This is a genomic window from Nocardia sp. NPDC004718 (assembly GCF_053601535.1).
The window spans coordinates 74,644-95,690 of record NZ_JBSGCA010000023.1; the positions used below are offsets into that span (position 1 = coordinate 74,644).

At 68.9% G+C, this 21,047-nt stretch carries 15 protein-coding genes and 4 tRNA genes; 5 read left to right on the plus strand and 14 right to left on the minus strand.

Features of this window, described 5'->3' with window-relative positions:
- Positions 1-399 precede the first annotated feature (399 nt).
- From ACWEH3_RS19095 to ACWEH3_RS19145, 11 genes are all read right to left on the minus strand, one after another.
- Positions 400-1,443 carry an NUDIX hydrolase gene (locus tag ACWEH3_RS19095; RefSeq protein WP_450021992.1) on the minus strand — a complete coding sequence of 348 codons (1,044 nt, stop codon included), beginning with the start codon at positions 1,441-1,443 and terminating at the stop codon, positions 400-402.
- Complete coding sequence (locus tag ACWEH3_RS19100) at positions 1,443-2,567, minus strand: glycosyltransferase family 4 protein (RefSeq protein ID WP_450021946.1); 1,125 nt, start codon at positions 2,565-2,567, stop codon at positions 1,443-1,445. The genes ACWEH3_RS19095 and ACWEH3_RS19100 overlap by 1 nt, the downstream gene beginning before the upstream one ends.
- Positions 2,564-3,532, minus strand: coding sequence for a phosphatidylinositol mannoside acyltransferase (locus ACWEH3_RS19105; RefSeq protein WP_450021944.1), 969 nt, complete (start codon positions 3,530-3,532; stop codon positions 2,564-2,566). Before ACWEH3_RS19105 ends, ACWEH3_RS19100 begins: the two co-directional genes overlap by 4 nt.
- Before the next feature lie 88 nt (positions 3,533-3,620).
- Entirely contained in the window at positions 3,621-4,316 is a 696-nt protein-coding gene (pgsA, locus tag ACWEH3_RS19110; protein ID WP_450021942.1) for a phosphatidylinositol phosphate synthase, read from the minus strand.
- A gap of 23 nt (positions 4,317-4,339) precedes the next feature.
- Complete coding sequence (locus ACWEH3_RS19115) at positions 4,340-4,939, minus strand: HIT family protein (RefSeq protein WP_450021940.1); 600 nt, start codon at positions 4,937-4,939, stop codon at positions 4,340-4,342.
- Positions 4,936-6,999, minus strand: a complete 2,064-nt coding sequence (gene thrS / locus ACWEH3_RS19120) for a threonine--tRNA ligase (RefSeq protein WP_355070439.1) — start codon at positions 6,997-6,999, stop codon at positions 4,936-4,938. The genes ACWEH3_RS19115 and thrS overlap by 4 nt, the downstream gene beginning before the upstream one ends.
- Before the next feature lie 223 nt (positions 7,000-7,222).
- Complete coding sequence (locus ACWEH3_RS19125; protein WP_450021938.1) at positions 7,223-7,837, minus strand: (2Fe-2S)-binding protein; 615 nt, start codon at positions 7,835-7,837, stop codon at positions 7,223-7,225.
- A 2-nt stretch (positions 7,838-7,839) separates the two neighbouring features.
- Complete coding sequence (locus ACWEH3_RS19130; RefSeq protein WP_450021936.1) at positions 7,840-8,265, minus strand: TIGR02611 family protein; 426 nt, start codon at positions 8,263-8,265, stop codon at positions 7,840-7,842.
- A gap of 109 nt (positions 8,266-8,374) precedes the next feature.
- Positions 8,375-10,624 carry a solute carrier family 23 protein gene (locus ACWEH3_RS19135; protein ID WP_450021934.1) on the minus strand — a complete coding sequence of 750 codons (2,250 nt, stop codon included), beginning with the start codon at positions 10,622-10,624 and terminating at the stop codon, positions 8,375-8,377.
- Positions 10,625-10,868: 244 nt separating this feature from the next.
- Positions 10,869-13,097, minus strand: coding sequence for a SulP family inorganic anion transporter (locus ACWEH3_RS19140; RefSeq protein ID WP_450021932.1), 2,229 nt, complete (start codon positions 13,095-13,097; stop codon positions 10,869-10,871).
- A gap of 327 nt (positions 13,098-13,424) precedes the next feature.
- A tRNA-Val gene (locus ACWEH3_RS19145) sits at positions 13,425-13,496 on the minus strand.
- Between the two features lie 391 nt (positions 13,497-13,887).
- On the opposite strand from ACWEH3_RS19145, the gene ACWEH3_RS19150 reads away from it, so the two are divergent.
- The 4 genes from ACWEH3_RS19150 to ACWEH3_RS19165 all read left to right on the plus strand — a co-directional run bounded on the left by ACWEH3_RS19150 (position 13,888) and on the right by ACWEH3_RS19165 (position 15,616).
- Positions 13,888-13,960, plus strand: a tRNA-Gly gene (locus tag ACWEH3_RS19150).
- A gap of 43 nt (positions 13,961-14,003) precedes the next feature.
- Positions 14,004-14,074: transfer RNA gene (locus tag ACWEH3_RS19155), tRNA-Cys, on the plus strand.
- 1 nt (position 14,075) lies between these two features.
- Positions 14,076-14,150, plus strand: a tRNA-Val gene (locus ACWEH3_RS19160).
- 236 nt (positions 14,151-14,386) lie between these two features.
- Positions 14,387-15,616, plus strand: coding sequence for a sigma factor-like helix-turn-helix DNA-binding protein (locus ACWEH3_RS19165; RefSeq protein ID WP_450021930.1), 1,230 nt, complete (start codon positions 14,387-14,389; stop codon positions 15,614-15,616).
- Here ACWEH3_RS19165 and ACWEH3_RS19170 read toward each other — a convergent pair.
- Positions 15,582-16,526 (minus strand): hypothetical protein, encoded by a 945-nt coding sequence (locus ACWEH3_RS19170; protein ID WP_450021928.1) that lies wholly within the window; start codon positions 16,524-16,526, stop codon positions 15,582-15,584. The two genes, ACWEH3_RS19165 and ACWEH3_RS19170, sit on opposite strands and share 35 nt — an antisense overlap.
- Positions 16,527-17,075: 549 nt before the next feature.
- Between ACWEH3_RS19170 and ACWEH3_RS19175 the strand changes: the two genes are divergently transcribed.
- Entirely contained in the window at positions 17,076-18,122 is a 1,047-nt protein-coding gene (locus ACWEH3_RS19175) for a hypothetical protein (RefSeq protein ID WP_450021926.1), read from the plus strand.
- Here the strand turns inward: ACWEH3_RS19175 and ACWEH3_RS19180 are convergent.
- Together ACWEH3_RS19180 and ACWEH3_RS19185 are read right to left on the minus strand one after the other, a co-directional pair.
- On the minus strand, positions 18,089-19,051 hold the full coding sequence (locus tag ACWEH3_RS19180; protein WP_450021988.1) for a LysR family transcriptional regulator: 963 nt from the start codon (positions 19,049-19,051) through the stop codon (positions 18,089-18,091). The genes ACWEH3_RS19175 and ACWEH3_RS19180 overlap by 34 nt on opposite strands.
- A 429-nt stretch (positions 19,052-19,480) precedes the next feature.
- Positions 19,481-21,040, minus strand: coding sequence for a flavin-containing monooxygenase (locus ACWEH3_RS19185; RefSeq protein WP_450021924.1), 1,560 nt, complete (start codon positions 21,038-21,040; stop codon positions 19,481-19,483).
- Positions 21,041-21,047 lie beyond the last annotated feature (7 nt).

Consider the following 21,047-nt stretch of genomic DNA (forward strand, 5'->3'; position numbering starts at 1 on the left):
CACGATTCTAGGTGGCCGCAAAAGGCCACTTGATAGCCAGTTGAAGTGCACTGGCCTGGTGTGATCTCGGTTATGGCGCCTTACGCCGGGAAGGCTCGGCCGCCGTGCCGTCCCGGGGCCGCACTGGCCTGCCCGGTCCGCGCCGGGCGCCCGATCACAGCGGGCCGACCACCAGCAACTGCGCCCAGTACTCCGCGGCCGCGGGACCGATCAGCGGCAACAGGAAATCGAACAGCAGGTACGACATGGACCAACTACCTCCACAACCGAACAGGAACAGCCCGCCGTCGGCGGGACCACGACACCGAAAGCACACCCTGACAGCAGTACCCTCCGGCGCCCTGGATCATCGCGACGCTATCACGATCGTGAAACACATCACACGCGTTCCGTGGCCGGTCAGCGGATGGAGCGGACCTCCGGATCGCCGGTGCCCGAGGCGGCCTGAGCTGCTTCGGCCAGCAGTTCGTCCAGGTGATACGGGTAGACGGTTTCGCCGGAGCGGTCCAGCGTGACGATGTCGGCGGCGGTGCACCATCGGTGCCCGGTGATGGAGCGGCGTTCGATCGCGGTCAGGTTCGCCGGTTGCGGGTCGAAACCACGCACCCGCAGGGCGAAGAACAACTCCTCGCTCCGGATCAGCTCCCCGTTGAAGGGGAATACCGCTACCCGCCGCCAGATCGGACCGCGCAGGGCGGCCGGATCCCCGCGATATCCGGTCTCCTCGTACAGTTCCCGTACCGCCGCCGCGCGCAGGCTCTCCCCCGGCTCCACGCCGCCGCCGACGGTGAACCAGAACGACACCTGCGGCGTCTTCGGATCGTTGCCGCGCATCAGCAGAGTCCGGTCGTTCTCGTCGAACAGCACCACCCGCGCGGTGGTGCGGATGGTGTCCACTGCGAGGCCGGTGGACGCGGCCGGGGTCGCGCGCTCGGTGATCTCGAAGTAGGACGGCAGCGGCGCGGTACCCCCCAGGTGCAGGACGCGGACCGGGCGGCGCGTGCGCAGCGCCAGCGTGTCGCGTACGGCGTCGTTGTGGAAGCGGCGTGCGATCAGCACCCTGGCCTCGGCGTCGGCCAGTTCGGCGACCAGTTGCGGGCGCAGCGTGCCGATGTCGACCGCCGACAGCGCGGTGGACAAGCGGTTCTCTACGGTCTCGCGCTCGGCGCGGCCGGCGCGCTCGGCCCGGTCCGCCAGCGCTGCCAGTTGTCCGGCCTGCTCCGACAGGGCCGGATCGGACACCGGACCCGCGATCGCCATGGCGACCGCTCTGGCCACCACCGCCCGGCGGGCCAGCGCCGCGTCGAGCGCCTGCCAGGACTGATCCGAGCGCACGTGCAGCCGGTCGAGCCGATTGGCGGTGGAGTACGCCCACAGGCCGATCGCGACGACGACCGCCGCGATCAGCGCGAGGACGAGAACGGTCGTCGCGGAGAAGGTGATCATCCGGCGGCCCGCACTCTCGTGTCACCCACGGTCACCGTCTCGTAGACGCGCAGGATCTGTTCGGCCACCACCGGCCAGTCGTACTCGCCGACGACCTGGGTCGCGGCGTGCACGAGCCCCTCCCTGCGCACCTCATCGGTGAGTACGGCATGCAGTGCGGTGGCCAGCGCCGCCGAGTCGCCGACCGGGACCAGCATGCCCGCCGAACCGTCCCGCAGTACCCGGCGGAAGGCGTCCAATTCACTGGCCACGACCGCGGTGCCCGCCGCCATCGCCTCGATCAGGATGATGCCGAAGCTCTCGCCACCCAGGTTGGGCGCCACATACACGTCCGCGCTCCGCATCGCGGAAGCCTTCTCCTCGTCGGACACCTGGCCGAGGAAACGCAAGTGGCCGGACAGGTCGCCCGCTTCCCGGCGCAACCGGTCCTCGTCGCCGCGGCCGACGATCAGGATCTCGACGTCGGGATGTTTGCGCACCAGCTCGGGCAGCGCGCCGAGCAGCACCTCCATGCCCTTGCGCGGCTCGTCGTAGCGCCCCAGGAACAGCACCGTCCCGCCGGGCCGCGGATAACCGGGCAACATCGGCGCGCGCGCGAACGCCGGGACGTCGACGCCGTTGGGGATCTCCACCGCGTCCGAGCCGAGCGCCTCGACCTGCCAGCGGCGCGCGAGCTCGGACACCGCGATACGGCCGGAGATCTTCTCGTGATACGGCCGCAGCACACCCTGAAAAGTGCTCAGCACCAGCGATTTCGTCGTAGAGGTGTGGAAGGTCGCCACGATCGGGCCCTCGGCGATCTTCAGCGCGAGCATGGACAGGCTCGGCGCGTTCGGCTCATGGATGTGCAGCACGTCGAAGTCGTTGCCCTCGATCCACCGGCGGATCCTGGTGTAGGCCATGGGCCCGAACGACAGCCGCGCCACCGACCCGTTGTACGGGATGGCCACGGCGCGCCCCGCCGACACCACGAACTCCGGCAGCGGGGTGCCCTCGGACGCGGGCGCCAGGACGCTCACCTTGTGCCCGCGTTCGATGAACACTCGCGCCAGTTCGACCACATGCGCCTGCACCCCACCGGGGACGTCGAACGAATAGGGGCAGACCATGCCGATCTTCATGGCGATACGTCCCCCTGTTCGGCTTTGATGCTCGCCTGCGCGGTGGCGATCCTGGCACGCCGTTGCGGCGAGAGATCGCTCTCCCACAATGGTTGCAGCATGTGCCAATCCGCGGGGTGCTCGGCGATATTCGCCGCGAAAGTTTCCGCCAGCGCCTGGGTGGCCGCCGCAACGCCACCGGAAACATTCAGCGGCGCTTCGACTTTCAGGCCCCAGTCCTCTCGGCCATCGGCGTCGACCTCGAACCAGGCGTGCACCGGCAGCAATGCCGCGCCGGTCTCGATCGCCAGTTTCGCCGCACCCGCGGGCATCCAGGTGCGCTCGCCGAAGAACTGCACGGGCACGCCCTTGCCGGTGAGGTCGCGTTCGCCCATCAGGCACACGATCTTGTTCTGTCGCAGCCGGGCCGCCAGCAGACCGAACGGCGGCTGCTCACCGCCGGTCAGCGGGATCACCTCGAAGCCGAGGCTCTCCCGATAAGCGACGAACCGCTCGAACAGCGACTCCGGCTTCAGCCGCTCCGCCACGGTGGTGGGGCCGCCGTAGTGCTGGACCAGCCAGACGCCCGCGATGTCCCAGTTGCCGGAATGCGGCAGCACCAAGAGCACGCCTCGGCCCTTCGCGATTGCGGCATCCAGATGCTCCAGCCCGCCGACCTCATAGTCGATCGCGGAATGGTCCATCGTGGGCAGCCGGAACGCCTCCCGCCAGTACCGCGCGTAGGACCGCATGCTGGCGACGATCAGTTCGTCCGGCACGTCGGCGGGAAGCACACCGAGCACGCGCGCCAGATTGCGCCGCAACTGGTTCGGCGCGCCGCCCGCGTGGAATTCCCGATTGGCGCGACGGGCAACCCGGTCGGCGCCCCACTCGAACAGTCGTCGTGCCGTCGTCTCCGGCAGCGCACGCACCAGTCGCCAGCCCGCCGCGTATCCGGCGGCGCCGAGCTGTTCCCCGATCGTCATCCGAGCCCCCGAGCCGCAGGTCCGCAATTCATCGTGACGGATACCCGGACGCCACCGTCGATCGGTTCGCGCCCGGCATCGGGTGAGGTCACGTCGGAAGCCCCGAGGTGCCGGCGGTGCCCGCGCCGGGGCGCTGCGACTGCCCGGTCGGGATCACGGTGCGCGCTCCCGGCGAGTTGCGTACGGCCAGCACCCGCTGAACGACGGTGACGATGCTGAGCACGGCGAGGATCCACATGGCCACGTGCACCGCGTAGGTCAGCCATTCGATCCCCCAGTAGCCCCCGATGCCGGTGAATCCGGCGCCCACCAGCACGATGATCAGCCGGTCCGGCCGCTCGATGAGGCCGCCGTCCGCGGACAGCCCACTGGCCTCGGCACGTGCCTTCGCATAAGAGATCACCTGAGAGGTCACCAAGACGACCAGCGTCGCGGCGAACAACGGCTTGTGCTGCTCGTGGAAGACCGCCCACCAGGCCAGCCCGCCGAAGATGGCCCCGTCGGCCAGCCGGTCACAGGTGGCGTCCAGCACCGCGCCGTACTTCGTGCCGCCGCCGCGTGCCCGCGCCATCGCCCCGTCGAGCATGTCGAACATGACGAACAACCAGATCACCATGGTTCCCCAGAACAGGTGTCCGGTCGGGAAGAGTGTGACCGCGGCGACGATGGAGGCGGTGGTGCCGATCAGCGTCATCGTGTCCGGCGTCAGTCCGGTGCCGACCAGCGCGCGGCCCAGTGGAGCCGTCGCCTTGGCGAACGTCTCGCGGCCGAAGAAACTCAGCACGGCCGATCCGCCCGGTCGCTCATCTACGCCTCCTTCCAGGCCGCCGACAGCAGCGCCCTGGTCTCCCGCAGCAGTTGCGGCATCACCTTCGCCCCGCCGATGACCGTGATGAAGTTCGCGTCGCCACCCCAGCGCGGGACGATGTGCTGGTGCAGGTGGTCGGCCAGCGACCCACCGGCCACCCCGCCGAGATTCAGCCCCACGTTGAAGCCGTGCGGCCGGGACACCTTCTTCATCACCCGGATCGCCTGCTGGGTGAAGGCCATCAACTCGGCGCTCTCCGCCTCGGTGAGATCCTCCAGGTTCGCCACCTTGCGGTACGGCACCACCATCATGTGTCCCGGGTTGTACGGGTACAGGTTCAGTACGGCGTACACCAACTCGCCCCTGGCGACGACCAATCCGTCCTCGTCGGACATCTTCGGGATGTCGGTGAAGGGGTGGCCGGTCGAATCCTTGGGAGGGGTGGCCGCCTCCGCGATGTAGGACATTCGATACGGCGTCCACAGGCGCTGCAGCCGATCCGGTTCGCCGGCGCCGGTGTCCACGATGCTGCCCGGGTCGGCCGAGGTCGCGGTCCCGTCCAGATCCGCGAGCCCCTCCGGCACCGTCCGCTCGGTCATGCCCCACCCTTGTTCGCTGATCGGATTTCGAAACCCTCGGCCGTCGGCGACGCGTTCTCCCGGTGGGCGATCCACGCGACGATGGTGGCCACCGCATCGTCGACCGGCACGCCGTTGACCTGCGTACCGTCGCGGAAGCGGAAGCTCACGGCGTTCGCGTTCACGTCGCGCTCACCGGCCAGCAGCATGAACGGCACCTTCTGGGCGGTGTTGTTGAAGATCTTCTTCTGCATCCGGTCGTCGCTGCGGTCCACCTGTGCGCGGATGCCCTCGTCCTGCAACCGTTCGATCACCCGGTCCAGGTGCGGGGCAAAAGTGTCCGCGACCGGGATGCCGACGACCTGCACCGGAGACAACCAGGCCGGGAACGCGCCCGCGTAGTGCTCGGTGAGCACACCGAAGAAGCGCTCGATCGAGCCGAACAGCGCACGGTGGATCATGACCGGCCGCTGCTTGGTGCCGTCCGACGCGGTGTACTCCAGGTCGAAGCGCTCGGGCAGATTGAAGTCGAGCTGGATGGTCGACATCTGCCAGGTGCGCCCCAGCGCGTCCTTGGCCTGCACGGAGATCTTCGGGCCGTAGAAGGCGGCGCCGCCTGGATCGGGTACCAGCTCGAGACCGGAGGCCGAGGCGACCTTGGACAAGGTCTCGGTGGCCTCCTCCCAGATCTCGTCGGAACCGACGAACTTCTTCGGGTCCTTGGTGGACAGCTCGAGGTAGAAGTCGTCGAGGCCGTAGTCCTTCAGCAGATCCAGCACGAACCGCAGCGTGTCGGTCAGTTCGCTGTGCATCTGCTCTTTGGTGCAGTAGATGTGCGCGTCGTCCTGAGTCATGCCGCGCACCCGGGTCAGGCCGTGCACCACGCCGGACTTCTCGTAGCGGTAGACCGAGCCGAACTCGAACAGCCGCAGCGGCAGCTCCCGGTACGACCGGCCGCGGGCACGGAAGATCAGGTTGTGCATCGGGCAGTTCATCGGCTTGACGTAGTAGTCCTGGCCGGGCTTGCGGACCGTGCCGTCCTCGTTGAGTTCGGCGTCCAGGTGCATCGCAGGGAACATGCCGTCGCGGTACCAGTCCAGGTGGCCGGAGACCTCGAACAGATGGCCCTTGGTGATGTGCGGAGTATTGACGAACTCGTAGCCCGCCGCGACGTGCCTGCGGCGCGAGTACTCCTCCAGCTCCTTGCGGATGATGCCGCCCTTGGGGTGGAACACCGGCAGACCGGAACCGAGCTCGTCGGGGAAGCTGAACAGGTCCAGCTCCAGGCCGAGCTTGCGGTGATCGCGGCGCTCCGCCTCGGCGAGCAGGTGCAGGTGCTCGTCGAGCGCCTCCTGGGACTCCCACGCGGTGCCGTAGACGCGCTGCAGGTCCTCCCGGCTCTGGTCACCGCGCCAGTAGGCGGCCGAGCTGCGAGTCAGTTTGAAGGCCGGGATGAACTTGGTGGTCGGGATGTGCGGGCCGCGGCACAGATCGCCCCAGATCTTCTCGCCGGTGCGCGGATCCAGGTTGTCGTAGATGGTCAGCTCTTTGCCGCCGACCTCCATGACCTCCGGATCATCGATTCCGGACTTGTCGCTGATCAGCTCCAGTTTGAACGGCTCACCGGCCAGCTCGACCCTGGCCTCGTCGACCTCGACCACCCGGCGGGAGAACCGCTGCGCGCCCTTGACGATCTTCTTCATCCGGGATTCCAGCTTGGCCAGATCCTCCGGGGTGAACGGCCGCTCGACCCGGAAGTCGTAGTAGAACCCGTCCTTGATGTAGGGACCGATGCCCAGCTTGGCCTCGGGGAATTCCTGCTGCACCGCTTGGGCGAGCACATGCGCGGCGGAGTGCCGGATGACGTTGCGGCCGTCGGGAGTGTTCGCCGCGACCGGCTCCACGTCGACGTCCTCGTCCGGGGTCCAGGACAGATCCTTGAGTTCGCCGTCCAGCCGGACGACGACGACGGTCTCCGGCCCCTTGGTGGACAGTCCGGCCTCGCGCACCGCGGCGCCCGCCGTCGTCCCGGCCGGCACCCGGACGAGGGCGACTGGGCTGATGGCGGCTGAGGTGGTCACGGCTGCGCTCTCCTTGGCGTTTCTCGTGCGCGGGCGGGGTCCCGCTGGATGGTGGCCGATCGCAAGTTCGTCCGGCGCGACCATGCTACTGTCCCGCCGCTTCGGCCCGCCCCTCCGGGTTTTCGGCCGTAGCGGTCGGGTGGCGCGAGATTTGCGTTCGGATCTCTCTCCGGGTGACGCCCGAGTTCCCGGCGTACCCGTCGAGTTGTCGCGCGCCGGATGGTCAGCCCTCGGCGGCCAAGTCCGCGAGCAGTGCGATGCGTTCGGCGGCAGAACGTTTCGGGCAGCTGGTGCACATCTCGCAGCCGGGGACTTCGAACACCAGGCAGCAGGAGATACGCCGCACGAAGGTGCGTCCGCCGATCTCGACGAAACGCGGAACCGGAAGTTTGCCGCCGACCTCGGCGGCCAGCCGTGCGCCCGCGTCCGGCGACCCGGCATCCAGTGCGCGGTTGCCGATCGCGTCGGCCACGATCGCCCACAACGCGGGGACGCCCGCGCTCGACACCCGGGCGACCGGCGGGATGACGGTCGCCAGCGTCTCGCGCAGCGCCGACGCGCTATCGGAAGCCCGGGCGCCGTCCACCGGGATGCGCACCCGTTCGATGCCGCCGTCGGGGCGCACTTCGCACTCCAGCCGGTCCAGCGCGGCCTCGGGGGCGTCCGCGTCGTGCGCGTACGCCCGCGCGATCTGCTCCACCAGCGCGGACGCGACCATGCACCACCACAGCGTGCCCGCGATACGCAGCGACGTGGTCCCCCAGGAATGGCCCATCTCCGCGATACGCGCGGCCAGCCATTCCGGTCGGGTGAGCATGCGCCCCGGAACGGTGGTCACCGCTACAGGGGGCTGCGCAGCCATTCCCATTCGACTCCGATCCAACTACCCACAAGCCCGAAGGTTCCCAACACCCACAGCGTCGCCACGACCAGCGCGGCGGTGCCGACCGCTCCGGCCACCTGCACGACCGGCCCCTGCCGGGAATACCAGTCCATCAACTGCCGGTACCGGTCCCGCAGCCAGGTCAAGACCTTGCGCGCCCAGGCGAATTCGGTGGCGAGGATGCCGAGCCCGGCGAACACGATCGCCCAGCCGGGACCGGGATAGGGGATCGCGAGGACACCGGCCGCGAGCACGGCTACACCGACCACCGCGACCACGATCCGGTAGCCGAGATACAGCGTAGGTCGTCGTTCGAGCCCGGCACGGAAGGCGCGCCAGCGGGTCGGCCGATCTGCCGAGCTCGTTTCCAGGTCTGCCGTCACGTTTCCCAGGGTACGAGGGTTCGGCACAGCGAATCGCGATCCCACTCGCCCGGACACGGTGATCCCGCCCGAGCAGGCCGCCCGGGCGGGATCACCCATCCCCGTCCGATCAGACGAGTTCGGGAGCGGGCTGATGGTCCGCGTCATCGATGTGCGCGATCCCGTTCTCGGTCACCTCGACCACCCGGGCACTGGCGATGTCGAAGAACAGGCCCGACACCTTGACGCCGCGCTCGGCGACCGCCTTGCGCACCGCGGGATGCCGGTGCAGCAACTCGAGCTGCACCGCCACGTTCACCATGGCCAGCTGATCGACCTCGCCGAAACCGGCCTCCCGCGCGGCGCCCGCCACCGGGTGGCCAGCGTGGAACCGCTCCAGGCTCGGTCGCGCATGGGCGAGCCAGGCGTCCACGCCGGGGACCTCGGCCCCGGCGTGCAACGCCTTCATCGCACCGCACGAGGAATGCCCGCAGACCACGATCGAGCGGACGTTCAGCTGCTCGAGCGCGAACACCAGCGCGGCCTCCACCGACGCGTCACCCTCGGCGGGCGCCAGGTTGCCCACGTTGCGCACCGTGAACAGATCGCCCGGCCCGCTGTTGGTGATGATGTTCGGCACGATCCTCGAGTCCGAGCAGGTCAGGAAGAACGAATCCGGGTCCTGCGTGTCGCGCAACTCGTCCAGATGCGGCCGGACGACGTGCGCGTGGCTGCGGTGGAAGGCCGCCACACCCGCCGCGACCGGATTCTCGTGCCGCTCGTCGCGCCGCCAGGGGCCGAGGATGTCGTCCCAGACCGAGCGTGCGAAGCTGCGCGCGGGCGGCTGCGCCGCGGCGTGGGCCATCCTGGCGCCGCCGATCTCCACGAAATCGACGTTGCCGCCGTTGTTCACCTGCTGGCGGGCGAATTCCTCGATGGCCTCGAACGCCGCGTGATCGAGGAAGTCGACGGTCATCTCCACCGTGACGTCGGCTCCCGGAGGAATCTTCGCGAATTGCGCCGACAGCTTCGGCAGCGCGAGGAAGGTGGCCGATCCGTCGATGGTGACCAGCCAGCGCTGCGTGCCGGGTACCTGTCGGGCTTCGATCGCCACGCGCACCACCCGCCACAGCAGCAGTCCGAAGGCCAGGCCCAGACCGATCAGCACGCCCTCGAGCAGGTTCGCGAACACCACGCCGAGCACCGTCACGGCGTAGACCAGCAGGTCGCCGGTGCGCCGCGCCAGTTTGATGTGGGCCAGCTTCACCAGTTGGATGCCGATCACGATGAGCAGACCGGCCAGCGCTGCCTTCGGGATCTGCTCCACCACGGAGACCAGGGCCACCGAGAACACCAGCACCCAGACCCCGTGCAGGATCGCGGAGGCGCGGCTGTGCGCGCCCGCCTGCACGTTGGTGGCGCTACGCACGATCACGCCGGTGACCGGCAGGCCGCCGAGCAGACCGGACAGCACGTTCGCCGAGCCCTGGCCGATCAGTTCCCGGTCGAAGTCGGTGCGCTTACGCGAGTGCATCTTGTCCACGGCCACCGCGGACAGCAGGCTCTCCACGCTGGCGATCAACGCGATGGTGACGACTGCCAGCGCCAGGCCCGACCAGTCGCCGCGGGGCAGCGCGGGCAGGCCGATGGCGTCGAACAGCGAGCCGTTCAGCACGATGCGCACGGCGTCGAGCGGAAGCAGCAGCGACAGCGCCGTACCCACGAGCACCGCGACCAGCGGACCCGGCACGACGCGGACCCTGGCGGGCAGGTACTTCCAGCCGAGCATGATCGCGATCACGACCACGCCGATCAGCGCGCCACCGCCGTGCAGGGACGACAACTGCCCGGGCAGCCCGACGATGTTCCGCCAGGCCGAGCTGTGCGAGGAACCGCCGAGCAGCACATGGATCTGCTGCAGCGCGATGGTGATGCCGATTCCGGCGAGCATCGCGTGCACCACCACGGGCGCCACGGCGAGCGCCGCCCTGGCCACGCGGCTCAGACCGAGCAGGATTTGCAGCACACCGGCGGCGAAGACGATGAAACACGTCGTGCGCCAACCGAATTGATTGATCGTCTCGGCGACCACGACCGTGAGGCCCGCGGCGGGGCCGCTCACCTGCAGGACCGAACCACCGAGGCTTCCGGCGACGATACCGCCGATCACGGCGGCGATGAGCCCGGCGGCGACGGGGGCTCCGGAGGCGATCGCGATGCCGAGCGAAAGCGGCAGCGCGACAAGGAAAACCACGATCGAAGCGGGCACATCGTGGCGGAGGATGTCGGTGAAGCGGTCGGACAGTGGTCCGGAACCGCGGCCCGAGCCCGCCGGTGCGGGCATCGATGGTGGCGGGGCCAAATCGTGATCGATAGCCATGACTCTCCTTCGCCGACTCGGCTGTTTCGCCGAGGTCGGTTGACGATCAACATGTCCAGCAGGGCACAAGACCGCGAACCGGCATCTCGCGGTGAAGCAGTCCCGACACAGCGATGAGTCGAGATGTAAACGAGTGCAAGTCTATTGGTAAAGACTTAGCAAAGCCTGAGAAGTTCGCCGGTTGTGTGCGATTCCCCACTGTCCGGTCGTCGTCCATCAGCATGATCCACCGCACAATGCCTGGTCAGACCGGTTCCGCCGCGATACCGCGCCGCTCGTCGCCGAACTCCGCGATGCCGTCGGCCATGACCTCGATCACCCGGGCCGTGGCGAGGTCGAAGAACAATCCCGACACCGCCACGCCCCGCTCCTCGATCCCCCGGCGCACGACCGGGTGCGCGTGCAGCGTCTCCAGCTGCACGGCGACGTTCACCATGCCCAGCTGATCCACCGGGCCGAATCCCGCGACGGCCGCCGCGGCGGCGACCGGATGCCCCAGTCGGTAGCGCTCCAGGCTCGGCCTGGCGTGCGCCAGCCAGTCGCCGAGCCCCGCCCCGGGCCGCACCTCGCGATGCAGCGCCTCCATGGCACCGCAGCCGGAGTGACCGCAGACCACGACCGCGCGCACGTCCAGCCGCTCCAATGCGTAGATCAGCGCCGCCTCCACCGAGACGTCCCCACCGCGCGCAGGCACCAGATTGCCCACGTTGCGCACGGTGAACAGGTCGCCAGGGCCGCTGTTGGTGATGACGTTCGGCACGATCCTGGCGTCCGCACAGGTGAGGAAGAACGAGTCGGCGTCGTGCCGATGGCGCAACTTGTCCAGGTGCGGGCGCAGCAGGTGGGCGTGGCCGCGGTGGTAGGCGGCGATGCCCGCCGCGATGCGGTCCTCCCGGTCGCCCGTGCGCCGCCACGGTCCGATGACCTGGTCGACGACCTGCCTGAAGTGCCCGCGCTCGGGCGGCCCGGCCAAGGCGGTTGCCATCCTTTCGCCGCCGAGTTCGACGAATTCCACTGCGCTACCGTGCGCTTCGCGCTCGCGAGCCCATTCGGTGAGGAACTCATGCGTAGCGTGGTCCAGGAAGTCGACGGCCATCTCGACGGTCACCTCGGCGTCGGCCGGGACCTTCGCCAGTTCCGCGGTGAGCTTCGGCAAGGCCAGGAAGGTGCACGTGCCGTCGATAGCGACCACCCATCGGCGCGAGCCGGGTACGGGAGCCGCGACGATCAGCACGCGCACCACCCGCCACAGCAACAGCGCGAACGCGAGCACGAGACCGATCAGCATGCCCTGCAACAGATTCAGGAACACCACACCCAGCACCGTGGCCAGGTAGACGTACATTTCACCGGCCCGCCTGGCCAGGCGGATGTGCGCCAGCTTGATCAGCTGCGCGCCGACGAAGATGAGCAGTCCGGCCAGCGCGGCGGTCGGGATCTGCCGCACGAGGCCGGCCAGGGCCACCGCGAACAGCAGGATCCAGACTCCGTGCAGCACGGTCGCCGCCCTGCTGCGAGCGCCTGCGTTCGCGTTGGTGATGCTGCGCACGATGACGGCCGCGATCGGCAGGCCGCCGAGCAGGCCGGAGACGACGTTGGCGGATCCCTGCCCGATCAGCTCCCGGTCGAAATCGGTGCGGTGACCAGCCCGCATCTTGTCCACCGCGACGGCCGACAGCAGGCTTTCGACGCTGGCGATGAGCGCGATCGTGATCACCGTCGAGGCGACGGCCGCCGGGCCGCCGGAGGGGACGGCGGGCAGACCCAGGGACTCCGGCAACGACTCGTTCAGCACGAGGTGCTCGACCCGCGCGGGCAGGGCGAGCGCCAGCAGCGTGGCGGTGACCACGGCGACGAGCGGTGCGGGGAGCACGCGCACCCGCCGTGGCGCGAAGCGCCAAGCGACCAGGATGCCGATGACGACCAGGCCGACGCACAGGTCGCCGGTGCGCACCGACAACAGCTGCCGCGGTAACCCCACCAGCGCGGCGAACGACGAACTCAGCGAGCTGCCCCCGAGCAGCACGTGCACCTGTTGCAGCGCGATCACCACGCCGATGCCCGCCAGCATGCCGTGCACGACCACCGGGGCTATGGCCAGCGCGGCGCGCGCGACCCGGCTCAGCCCGAACAGGATCTGCAGCACACCCGCTCCGACGGTGATGAAGCACGTTGCCGCCCAGCCGAATTGGTGCACACTCTCGGCGACGACCACGGTGAGGCTCGCGGTGGGCCCGCTCACCTGGATCGCGGAACCACCCAGCAATCCGGCCACCACACCGCCGACGACGGCTGCGATGAGTCCTGCCGCCACCGGAGCGCCGGAGGCCACCGCCACACCGAGCGAAAGGGGAAGCGCGACCAGGAAAACCACGATCGAGGCGGGTAGATCGGCACGGCCGACGCTGGTCAGACGACCGGCGAGATGTGCGTGCGGCGAGGTCCGTGGTGCGGAATCGGTGTCGGTGGACATATTTTCTCCTTCGCCGGGGTGGCCCCGGTTCATCGGTCAAACATGTTCTTGGCATCGAAAGCGAGCGGCGGGCGAAGCTCGGGCCGTTCCTCCGGTCGAGGGAAGCGCGACCCGTGACGCAGCGGTCGAGATGATAGTAAAGAGTTCGCAAAGCGCGTGAAAAGGTTTCCGCTCCCGCTGACGGCAACCGCTACCATAATGTGACTCAGGTCACAATGCAACATAATGAGCACGAGCAGCGGCGGCCCGAAGCACCCCGCACCGGGCATGCAAGCCCGACCACATAAAAAAATCCCCCCGACCAGCATGGAGATCGGGGGGAATAAGTGGTCCCAGCTGGGATCGAACCAGCGACCTTCCGCGTGTGAGGCGGACGCTCTCCCGCTGAGCTATGAGACCTGACGGGTTTCCGGCGGCTCAAGATGCCCTCCGGACGAGACGAAACATTAGCACGCGCCACCGGCGGTTCACCAAATCGCCATCCGGACAGGGACGGTTCGGCGGGGAGTCGCCGCCGCGGACCGGCATCCGCCCCGCGCGCGGCCCGCGCCGACGGGCATGCCCGGTCGCGACCGAACCAGGTTCAAGGGCCGATTCGATGCGCCTCGGCCATCGAGATGACGACCGCGCGTCTCGCCTCCCCCATCCATCACATGCGCCACCGGAGTCACAGCTCGCAACTTTCTCGATTTCCGCCGTTCTACCAGCGGATTTGTACCTTTCACCGAGCGTCCGCTAATGTTCTGTCTCGCACCACGGAGGCCGGAAACGAGCCCCGGGGAGGCAGAATGCGGATGTAGCGCAGCTGGTAGCGCATCACCTTGCCAAGGTGAGGGTCGCGGGTTCGAATCCCGTCATCCGCTCGAGAGGTAGGGCCAGGCAACATTACGCCGTCCCCCTTTGCGCGGTGGAGTGGCCGAGTGGTGAGGCAACGGCCTGCAAAGCCGTGCACACGGGTTCGATTCCCGTCTCCACCTCGCGCGATTAGCTCAGCGGGAGAGCGCTTCCCTGACACGGAAGAGGTCACTGGTTCAATCCCAGTATCGCGCACCACCGTCTCACGAGGTCAGACCCGGTTTTTACCGGGTCTGATTTTGTTTGTGCCCGCGCGTGGATCGACCCTCCACTGGCCATTCGTCGCGGTCCGGCTCGAGAACAGATAGTCGGCTACCCGTGAGCAATCCAGTACCTACCGGCAGCGTTCTCCCTTGGCCGGGACCAGGCCGGGTGTCGGTGGGTGGGGATACGCTGTGGCGCACAGTGCCGGAGCCGAGTCAGGGGGTTGTCGCGTGACGATCAGTGCGGAGGTCGCGCAAGGCGCGGCGCCGGATGACGACGATCCCGAGTCACTCGACCTGCGCGACGACATCTCGTTCGAACTCGAAGAGGTCAACGAGGTGCTCGGGGAGCTGATCGCGCTGCGCGCCGACCGGAAGGCCAAGGACGGCGACCTGCTGACGGCTCGGCTGGGAGTCGGTGGCGAGAAGCCCGAGACACTGGCCCGGATCGGCGCTCGTTACGACCTTTCCCGCGACCGGGTGCGGCAACTGCACACCAAAGCGGTCGGGCAGATGATCCGGATGGCACAGCTTTCCGGACATCGCGCCGCCGCGGTCCTGTCCGCGCGCTACCCCCTCGACGCCATGGACCGGCAACTCACACGCGCGCTGCTGGTGGAGACGTACGCGACCGACACCGATATCGCCGCGACCGAGCTGTCGTATCTCAAACTCCGGCTGGCCGGGCACGCCGCCGAGGACGCCAAGCGAATCGCCGGATTCGTCACCCAGCGCATCGCGGCATGGCAGAAGAAGACCAACCGGCGCCTGGCGAAACTACACGACGCCGAGCCGCGCGCCACGAGTCAGCTGAATACCTGGTTGGGGCAGGTCGACTGGCCCCGCGCAGGCGCCGCGGCCGGGATCCCGACCTCGTCCGCGCGCACCGTGGACAGCGACGACGACGGCCGGGGGCGCTTCTATCTGGACAAGGTCGGTCGCGACGTGCCGTTCGACTCCGGCTTGGAGGCCAGGCTGCTGCGGATCCTCAACGCCGGCGATCTCGTCGAGACCTTCCTCGAACAGCCCGCGGCGGTCGTCTACGAACTCGACGGCGCGGAGCGGGTGCACTATCCGAGCATCGTCGCGCGGCTCACCGACGGCCGCACGGTACTGATCGACGTCACGCCGCTGGGCCATGTGGGCTTCCACGTGAACGTCGTGAAATCCGCCGCCGCTCGGGCGTACGCGCACGCCAACGGCTGGGGCTGGCTGGTATGGACCGGCAGCCGCATCGGCGTCCCGGATCTGCGCGCCCGGCCCTTCGACGCCGCGGGTGAGCGGATGCTGCGCGACCTCGTCGAGCGCGGCCCCGTGCACTGGGCCGCGCTCCGCGAGGTGCGCGCGAAGACCGGCTTGGAACTGCTGGACTTCCTCGCGCTGGTGCTGCGCCACGAATGGCGGTGGGACCGCGCGCCGTTCCGGCTCAGCGCACCACCATCGCCCCCGCCAGGAAAGTGACGATCAGCAGCATCGCGCAGATGGTGATCAGCTGCCAGCGGCCGATGGTCACCTCGAGCTTGGCGATCGTGTTGCGCAGGGCCTTGTCGAGCCGATCGTGATCGGCGATCGTGCGCTGGGCGGCGGCGAGCGCGTCGGCCCGTTCCTGCGCGGCCTGCTCCGCGCGCTCCAGTCGCGTGGTCATCTTCAGCAAATGTTTCTGCTTGTCGCGCAAGGCTTTCCGGGCCACCGCCAGCGACGTGCGCTGGTTGACCAGCTCCTGGCGCTGCCGGGCGATGACCGTGGCCTGCGTCTTCGTGTGGTACTCCCAGTCGGTCACGGTCGCCCAGCCTCCTGTCCTCTCGTCCCGATGGCCCCAGACATACTCGCCGCTTACCCAGCCCTCGATGAACTCGCGCAGCTCGACCGGCTCACGCCGCGGCGCCGCCATCGCGTGCTCGGTGTCCAGCACGCCGGTGACCGCGCGATAATCACAGGCGGCGGGCGCGAAGTCCGCGATGCCCAGCGCGTGCAGGTACGGCACCCAGTAGCCGGGTGGGCACAGCCACAACACGTCCGTACAACCCTCGGCGCGCAGCCGCTCGGTGTGCTCCTGAGCGAGTCCACGCTCCAGCGGACCGCTGCGCACCTCGATCGCGTATATCCGGTCGCCCTTGCGCCAGTACACGTCCACCGGCAATGTCCCGATGCGCTGATCCACTTCGGCCTCGTCGGCTCCGTAGGCGAGCAGCCTGCCGCACAACCAGTATTTGAGCCGCCGCATATCCCACTGGGCGGCGGCACATTCCGGGCACCCGCAGGCGTAACCGGTCTTCGATCCACGGGTACGGCCGGAAGCCTCTCCGATACCCAACTCGGCGAGCATCGCTCGGCGCCCGCAGGCGATCTCCGCCCGCTGCTTCGTTCTCACGCGACCACTCCCCTGCACAAACCACCGCAGGCCCGGCGACCTACGCCATAGATCAAGAGTGCGTCAGACTCGGCTACCTCGCCAGCCCCGTTCACCCCGCGCTCGGGTGTGCCACACACATGGCCTGCCGACGAGATCAGCGTTGTACTCTGCGGCACAAGGACTTTCATCATGCCACGGGACGGCATCGGCCACTGCGGGAACACTGAATTGACGGTTGCCGCCATACCACGACGCGCCCGGCCGCTCGCAACCCTGGGCCCCTCGGCAACCGGCACGCCCTTCGCGCAGCCACCCTGGGCGTGAACTCGCGCAGGACGCGATTCGGGCGGATAATGACCGATCAGATGCGTCGGTCCGTTTCCGGACAAACCGGCTCGCCGCATAATCCGCCTGCAGGGGGCTGATTCCGGGGGCCTAGGCTGCTTCGATCAGGTCTTGAATCGGCGGTGCACCGCCGAATCTTTCGCGAGCCGCGGATGTCCAACTGGGCGGATAGAATCGTCCGGCCGAGTGCGAGCTGGGCCGATACGGGGAAGTGGGTACTGGATGGAGCACGGTCAGCAGACCGGCGAGTCGGTCGGCGCGATGTTGGCGAGTATCGCGTCGGCTCTCCGAGAGGTCAGCGAGAAGCTCGACGCGGTGGCGGCCCGGATCGACGGTGCGCAGACCGTGGTGAGCGAACCGACCGTCGAGGGGCGGTTGGCCGAACTCGAGGCGTGGGCTTTCCGTGCCGGACAGGACATCTCGAGTCTCGATGCCAGGGTGGAGCGCCTGGAATCCGGTGACGACCCAGCGCAGGAGGACCGGCGAACTGCGCAACGCCCGCTACCCCGGGCAGCCGCGGGGCGATCGAACGCGCGCGCGCCGCAGCACGGCGGCGCCGAACCCACTGCGCAGAAGAGCGATTCCCGGGAGCCGGCCGGTGCCACGAACGGCGCGCGGCCGCAGCGCACGCCGCGAGAGCCGGTGCACGCGGCGGTCGAACCGAGTTCCGCTGCGCAGCCCAGCTTCACACCGCCGCGCGAGCCCACGCCGACCGCGCTCGATTCGAACGCCACGTCCGGGCAGAACTTCACCGCGCCCCGCGACCCGGCGGCGAGCTTCACCGCCCCGCCGTCCCGTGAGCCGGCTTTCACCACTCCGGTCCAACGGGAGCCCGCATCGCCTTTCACCGCGCCGACACCGCGCGACCCGAGCACGGGACAGCAGGACGCGTTCACCGCCTCGCGCGAACCCGCCGCGTCGTACTCCCCCGGTGAGAACGCCGCGTACGAGAGCATCGTCGCGTCCGCCCCGAGCACGACGCACAACGGCTCGGAGAACGGCACAGCCCCCGGCACCCCGGGCGTGGGACTCACCGGAGCGCACCGCGCCGGCGACGACGACCGCACCCCGGTCGAGAACACGCACGTGGACAAGCTGCAAGCCATGCTGGACGAACTCAAGCGCACGGCGGCGGCTCCGCTGGGCCGCTCCGACCTCTTCGGGCCGGCGCCGGGCGAGTCGACGACGAATGGCTATCAGTCCGACCGCACCGACGCGCAGCGCCGACCGGCCGACTACCGGCTATCCAGCCCGCCCCCGATGTCCTGAAGGGCCTTGACGCTGCGCCGCTTCGGCGGACGCGCCACCGCGAACGAACGCAACAAGATCTGCTGGACGAGATCGCGCAGCCAGCGATGCCCCCCGTCGGCGGTGTTGCGCGGATGCCACGCCATCCCGATGGCGACTTCGGGCAACGGCAGAGGTATCTCGAACGCGCTCAATCCGATCGCGGGTAGGGTGGCGGCGCTCAGCAAGGCAGGCGCGGGGCAGACCAGGTCGCTGCCGCGCACCGCGAACAGCGCGCTGGTCAGCGTGGGCACGGTGGCCACCACCCGCCGGGTGCGGCCGTGCAGGGCGAGGCGGTCGTCGATCGGGCCGTGCGAACGGCCGGTGCGCGAAATGCTCAGGTGCGGCGCGGCGGCGTACGCGGCGACGGTGACGCGATCGGTGACCAGCGGATGGTCGGTGGCGGCGACTCCGATCACCCGGTCGGTGAGCACTCTGCGCACAGTGGTCTCCGGGTCGGTGTGGTCGATCACGCCGACCTCCAGGTCGACGCGTCCATCCCGCAACGCCCCGGTGCCCTCGGCGATGTCGGGCAGGAAGCGCACCGTCACGCCCGGCGCTCGGGCGCGCACCGCGGACAGCAGGGGCCCGGCCAGTTCGGTGAGCACCATGTCGCCCGCCTGTATCGAGAATGTCCGGCGCAGCGCGGCCGGGTCGAGGTCGTCGCGCGGCGTCAGCAGTGCGCGGCCCTGCTCGACCAGCGTGCTGACCTCGTAACGCAATTCCAGTGCGCGCGGCGTCGGCACCAGGTTGCGACCGGCACGCACGAGCAGCGGGTCGCCCAGTACGTCGCGCAATCTGGCCAGCGTCCGGCTCATCGCGGGCGGCGAGGTGTGTAGGCGCTCCGCGGCCAAGGTGACGCTGTTGGTGTCCAGCAGTGCGTCGAGGGCCACGAGGAGATTCATGTCCAGCGCTTCCACCCTTGGATTATCGCCAACGCAAACAACGGCCCCCGGTATTGCGCGCGCGATAACTCGCGGCGAGTCCGAACCGAGCGGTTCCACCGGACAGTCGCAGGCGAAACCGTCCGTGATCGAGCGGGCCGCCGCCGCGGGCACGGCACCGTCGCGAGCATCCGACTGGCCGGTGAGCTGGGGATACGTCCTGCGCGAGCCGGCTGGGCGGCAGCGCGACAGTGCTCGTCGAGCACGCCCGACCGATGAAGCAGCGCCGCAGACCGATCGGCCATCGGACGGCCCGGGCACGATTTGCCGCATGACGGCCGCCGGTTCGGCAGTCGATGCAAGTGTGCGCACGCAGTCGCCCACCCCGCGGCCCGGACCGAATCGGAGAACTCGCTGACCGAGTGGACCGGCGCTACCCGGGTCCGCCCCGATGTTCTAGTGGCTGACCCGGCCGCTGTCGCCCTCGTACGGAAGCAGCTCCGCCTCGATCGGCGCCGCCTGGCGTGCTACCGGCCCTGGCCCCGGCTTGCGACGGCCGGCCAGTCCCCGGTAGGACTCCGGCTTGATCCGGCGGAACACCTGCGCCACGCGCGTGTGCAGCGGCAGGCGGAACTTCAGGTCGGCGAGCATCTCGTCGATGTTCTGGATGGAGAACGGGACGACCGCGGTGCCGTGCGCGTGGTGACCGTGCGTGCGTTCCTCCATCCAGCGCAGCCGGGCGTTGATCTCCTCGTCGAGTTTCTCGGCGGGCGGCAGGACGAGGCTGCCGTTGAGCAGCGCGGCGGTCCAGTGCGCGGCGACCTCGGCGTTCAGCGTGCTGATCACCGAGGAGTTGTAGCCGGCGAAGGTCAGATTCGGGACCTCCAACGGGAGGATCTGACGGTGCAGGCGGAAATTGCCGTGCTCATCGGTCAGCCTGCGCTGGATGTACGGCGTGAGGAACGGCACGCGCTGCTGGAAGCCGGTCGCGCAGATCACGACGTCCGCCTGCAGCACCTGCCCGGTGGACAGCCGGATCCCGGGCGCCGCCTTCGGACCACCGCCCATCTCGGTGATCGTGGTGTCCCGGTGCACCGTGATACGTCCGTTGGCGACCTGCTCGTAGAAGCCTTCGCTCACCAGGCTGACGGTGCTCTCGGCGATCTGCTCGAACCGCCCGCCGGGCACCAGACCGAGTTCACGCAGCTGCGAGTGCTTGGTGACCAGTTCCTGGATCAGATCGAAGTTGCTGATCCGTACCGATTCGCCGGGGCCGTCCAGGAACCGGTCCATCCAGCGGGGCCGCAGGTAGTGGAAGTGCGCCTCGCCGAAGCGGGTCAGCATGAGCCGCTCGTAGTCGATCACTCGCGCCAGCTTGCGCGGCATCTTCCAGAACAGCCGCCGGGCCACCACCGAGGTGGACGCCGCCACCTCGCTCACCGCGGTGGCGATGTCACAGGCGGACTTGCCGTAGCCGACCACGACGACCGACTTGCCGCGCACCGACTCCAGATCGGTGAACTCCGAGGAGTGGCACAAGCGCCCGCCCGCGGCGCGGAACCAGTCGGCGCCACGGTACTCCGGCATCGCGGGTTCGCTGAAGACGCCGTTGGCGATGACGAGGTGATCGCACGAGGCGCGATGGATTCCGCTCTCATCGCGAATCTCCAGCAACCAGCCGCTGTCCACCGGGTCGGCGGCGACCACCTCGGTGCCCAACCGCAGATGCTCGGTCAGCCCGAAGTGCTCGGCGTAGGCGGCCAGATAGGCCTGCATGTGCTGCCCGTCGAGGACGCGCGGGTAGTCGGCAGGCATGGGGAAGTCGGAGAAGTGATATGTGTCCTTGGAGTTCTGCGTCTGCAGTCCCGGGTATCGCCGGGTCGCGCTCCACACACCACCGACATCGGGTGCACGGTCGAAAACCTCGACCGGAAAACCCGCCTGTTTCAGCACTTTCGCGCAGGCGAGACCTGCGATACCCGCACCGACGATCCCGATGCGGCTTCCGCTTGTCATGCGCGAG